This window comes from Mesorhizobium sp. P2_E6, from assembly GCF_056403835.1.
The window spans coordinates 1-4,207 of sequence record NZ_JBFUEQ010000033.1; the positions used below are offsets into that span (position 1 = coordinate 1).

5 protein-coding genes are annotated in these 4,207 nt (G+C 61.1%); 4 read left to right on the forward strand and 1 reads right to left on the reverse strand.

Translation table 11 applies throughout. From position 1 onward, the window contains the following. The 3 genes from AC1D08_RS33565 to AC1D08_RS33575 all read left to right on the forward strand — a co-directional run. The coding region (locus AC1D08_RS33565; protein ID WP_477425326.1) for a DNA-binding protein at positions 1-1,530 on the forward strand (1,530 nt) is incomplete at its 5' end. A gap of 118 nt (positions 1,531-1,648) precedes the next feature. Further along, the gene (locus AC1D08_RS33570) at positions 1,649-2,041 is read left to right on the forward strand and encodes a hypothetical protein (RefSeq protein WP_477425328.1); all 393 of its coding nucleotides are present in this window, start codon (positions 1,649-1,651) and stop codon (positions 2,039-2,041) included. A gap of 132 nt (positions 2,042-2,173) precedes the next feature. Next, positions 2,174-2,704 (forward strand): DUF1419 domain-containing protein, encoded by a 531-nt coding sequence (locus AC1D08_RS33575; protein ID WP_477425330.1) that lies wholly within the window; start codon positions 2,174-2,176, stop codon positions 2,702-2,704. A gap of 128 nt (positions 2,705-2,832) precedes the next feature. On the opposite strand, the gene AC1D08_RS33580 is transcribed toward AC1D08_RS33575, so the two are convergent. Continuing rightward, positions 2,833-3,228: a hypothetical protein gene (locus AC1D08_RS33580; protein ID WP_477425332.1), complete on the reverse strand. Its 396-nt coding sequence runs from the start codon at positions 3,226-3,228 to the stop codon at positions 2,833-2,835. 246 nt (positions 3,229-3,474) lie between these two features. On the opposite strand from AC1D08_RS33580, the gene AC1D08_RS33585 reads away from it, so the two are divergent. Further along, positions 3,475-4,158, forward strand: a complete 684-nt coding sequence (locus tag AC1D08_RS33585; RefSeq protein WP_477425334.1) for a transposase — start codon at positions 3,475-3,477, stop codon at positions 4,156-4,158. Positions 4,159-4,207: the final 49 nt, after the last annotated feature.

The window sequence follows — 4,207 nt, forward strand, 5'->3', positions numbered from 1 at the left end:
CAGGAACCCTATTACATCAGGCGCCTGCTGACCGAGACCACCGTTCGCGCCGACGATCGCCGGGCCGTCTATGTCGGCGCCCAAGCCTATGAAGCGGCTGGAGGGGGCATCCTTCGCGACCTCTTCGAGCAGGATTCCGGCGGCTGGTTCCAGGATGCCGCGCTCCTCGAGCAGCTTGTCTTCGACAGGCTGAAGGGGGATGCCGAGGCGATCCGCGCCGAAGGCTGGAAATGGGTCGAGGCGGCGATCAGCTTTCCTTATGGCCACACCTCCGGCATGCGGCGCATCTACGCCGAGGCGCAGGAGCTCAGCGCCGAGGAGATCGAACGCTACGACGCGCTAAAGGCCGAATACGACAAGCTGGATGCGGACTATGCCAAGGCCGAGGATGCCGACGAAGCAATCGAGGCGAAGCTCGACCAGCTGGGTGCCGAGCTCGATGCGATCGATGATCGTCCTCAAAGCTACGATCCCGCCCAGAAGGCCATTGCCGGTGTGTTCGTTACGCTTGCCGCCAACGGCAAGCTCCAGGTCGACGCCGGTTTCGTGCGGTCCGAGGACGAGCCGCGGGCCGAAACCGGCGACGTCGATGAGGGCGAGGACGGGGGCGGCGACGGCGGAACCCGATCCAATGGCGACGACGATGGCGATGGTGTTGTCGTCAACGGCAAGCCGGTGAACGACAGCGTTAGCGACGACGGTGAGGACGATGGCATCAAGCCACTGCCCGATCGGCTCGTCTTCGACCTGACCGCGCAGCGCACGCTGGCGCTACGCAACGCGCTCGCCGGCGACGTCGATATCGCCATCATCGCCGCACTCCATGCCTTCGTCTTGCAGGTCTTCTATCGCTTCGCGCCGAACACGTGCCTGGAGATGAGCATGAAGAGCGGCAGCTTCAGCCAGGTCGACGGTCTTGCCGAGACATCCTGGGCCAAGGAGATCGCCGAGCGGCACGAAGCCTGGGACCGCGATTTGCCCGATCAGGCGGAAGGCCTGTGGGACTTCCTTCTCGGCCTCGATGAAGCAAGCCGCAAGGCGCTGTTCGCGCACTGCGTCTCGCTGACCCTCAATGCGGTGGTCGAACCCTGGAACAGGCGAGCGAAGGCGCTCGAGCATGCAGACGTGCTTGGCCGCTCGCTCCAGTTCGACATGATCGACGCCGGCTGGACGCCCACGGTCGAGTTCCTCGGGAGGCTCACCAAGGCGCGGATTTTACAAGCTGTCCGTGAAGCGCGTGGCGCAGACTCCGCGCAGCTGATCGACCACATGAAGAAGGACATCATGGCCCGTGAAGCCGCCCGTCTTCTCGAAGGCTCGAACTGGCTGCCGGAGCCGCTGCGCGTTGAGGTCGATGAAGTGTCTGCCGATGCTGGCGACGCGGTCGCCGGCGACGTGTCGGACGAGGCGGCTCTCGACGGCGATGCCGCCGAGCTTCCGGCCTTCCTCGCCGACGATGCGGACCCGTCCTCCGATGAGCCGGTGACCATCGACGGCGACGAAACGGACCACCTCCAGGCCGCCGAATAACCGGCATCACGCTCGCACCGGGCCCGGCACTCCCGCCGGACCCATTTCAGTTCCAACTCACTCTCGAGCCCGGGATCGCTATCGCGACCCCGGGCGCTTGCGTTTCATGGAGATCGACATGTTCGACTGGAACAGAAGCTGCTCCTACGACGAGCAGCAGAAGAGACGTTTCCACACCACAGCCCGTTCACGCCTGAAGAAACTTGCCGCTGAATTAAACCTGCCGTCGGGCAGCTTTGACCTGCGCTCAAACAGGGCGGACATCGCCGTTTGCGGTGAAATTACCCTGCACCATGACCACGCCTACATCCAGRTCGGCCAGTTCGGTTTGTCCTCAGGTCACGGTATCCTGATCCGCACCTGCAAGGGCCGTAAGGACTACACCGGCGGGGCCAACCACTTCGTTGCACTCGGCATGCTTGACGATATCCCGGCGCTCGCCGCCGCCGTCCGTGCCATAACCGGGGTTGGTCGAGACGCTTCGCGTTCCTCCGAACGATGCGCCGCCTGAACCCCTGCAAACCCCATCATCGCCGATGCACGCGCCGGCCGCAGGCTCGGCCCGTCGCCAGCCACAACACACCAAGCAGTTGCCATGGCGCGGTGATGCCGCGCGTGGCCGACTTGCCTTCAGGAGAACCTCATGACCGCACATCCACCCTTCAGGAAGGTGCTCGACGGCGTCGCCACCCCCGAGCAGATGTACCAACTGTTCAGCCGTCACAAAGACACTCCCGGCATCGATCCCAATTCCGGCACTGCCTATTCAGCCGAGTGGTTCGAGATCAACGCGTCAGAATATCACTTCATGCTCGATTTGCTGCCGCCGCTCTTCATGCGCACCGGCATGTTCGGAATGTCTGAGTATAAGGCCGGCAACGTCACCAGCGTATTCTTCGCGATCCGGATCTGGGGCCGCGAGCGCTGGTTTCACGGGTTCTGTGACCTCTCGGACAAACGCAGCCCGGATGTTATGCGGGCCGCCATCGCCGCCTATGAAACTGGTGCGATCGACAGTATGACGCGCGCGGAAAAGCTAGAGGCGGTCTGGAACATGACCTCAGTCGATTTCAAGGGGATCGCCGGCAAAGCAGATCCCGAGATCGACGAGTTCCTGCCAAAGTGCGATTGCGTCGGAGCTGACAAGGAAGAACGACGATGGGCATCTATATGAACCGCGCCTCGACGGCGAAACCTCTCACGGTGACGACTTTGGCTCAATGGATGCACCCGCGTACTGCCCGTGCGAGACCGTATGGCCAACTGCCACGAGAATATAAGCATCCGGCCTTCAGCAAAACTTCAGTGCCTGCCACGCGGGAAGTACCCGGCATTGCGTAAAGCGCCGATGAACAGGCTGGCCGGGCCGGCGATACTCGTCCTGGCCTGCGTTGCGAGCGGCAGCGTGTTCCAGTCCTCCAAAGGAGCGATAAAGCTGGAGAAAGCGCCATTGACCATGCAATGGCTGGTCAAATGGCCTTGCTTATCCAGCACCAGAACGCCTGTCTGATTGCTGGGATACCGGATGGCGGCGACGCGCTGAAGTTCCATGTCGCCATCGATGCGCAAATTGAAAAGCAGGACGCCCTGGCTTCTGTTGGCGACTTCCGCGACTTTTTCCGTGAAAGGGACAGGAAGCGCCCGAACGCTGTCGACCGCCATCCCGAAAACAAGCGCGTCCAGCTCATCCGCCGCCATGAGAAGATTAGTTCCCAAGACTCCGCCAGCTAGACGCCTGAGCATCGCGTGTATGAGGCAGCGCTCTCTCGGTAGGCATGTTTGCCCCCGTTCATTGAGCCGATTGCCCTAGGCCCATGACACACCGCTTGCTCGTTGCGGGGTTTCTCCGATAAAGCACGGCGAAAGCGATATGATAACGTCGGGTACTCGCTAACCCAAACTGCGACTTGGCTAGCAAGTCATGCTCACATCAAGGAACAGACTATGAAGCGCCAGATCCGGCCATTCATCGTGGAAATGAAACAGAGGCGCGGTAAGCAGAAGCCAAGCCATTCGATCTGGGGCGATCTCGACCTGTCCAGGATTGCCACGGAGATGACGCAGCCGGGCTATGCTGCTCCGCTCCCAAATTCCCAGGTCATTGACTTCAGTATAAGACCCCTTGATGCTGAAGGAGGGGATAAACCACAAGCGGAGTATATGATGGCCGATTTTCAGGACGCTCAGACTGTTCAGATGACAGTTGCCCCAGCCAAAGTGGAAGTGCCTGAATCGAAGAAGAAAGTTCCGCGAGGAAAGAAAGCGAAGGCAGAGCTCGTAAAGCCGGTCCGCAAGAACGAAGCGAAACCCGCGCCCGCGGCCGCAGAAGCTCCCGTGGTAGCTAAGACCGCCCGCAAAACATATTCCGAGAATGAACGCACCCAGAAGCTTGCCCAGATCGAGAAATCGATCGCTGCCGGCGCGACCAGCAAGATTGCGGTCGGCCAGGCCGGCATATCGGAGCAGACCTACTATTATTGGAAGAGGGCTGCCGCACCTTCCTCAGACAGCGGCGATCTCCGCGATCTTGTCGCCCTCGAAGAAGAAAACAAGCGCCTCAAGAATCTGCTTGCCGAGCGTCTGCGCAAGGAAAATGCCGAGCTCAAGAAGAAGCTGGGCCTGGCCTAAGGCATCGTGAGCATCGCTGGAAATTCCGCCGACACTCAAGGCGGTAGCG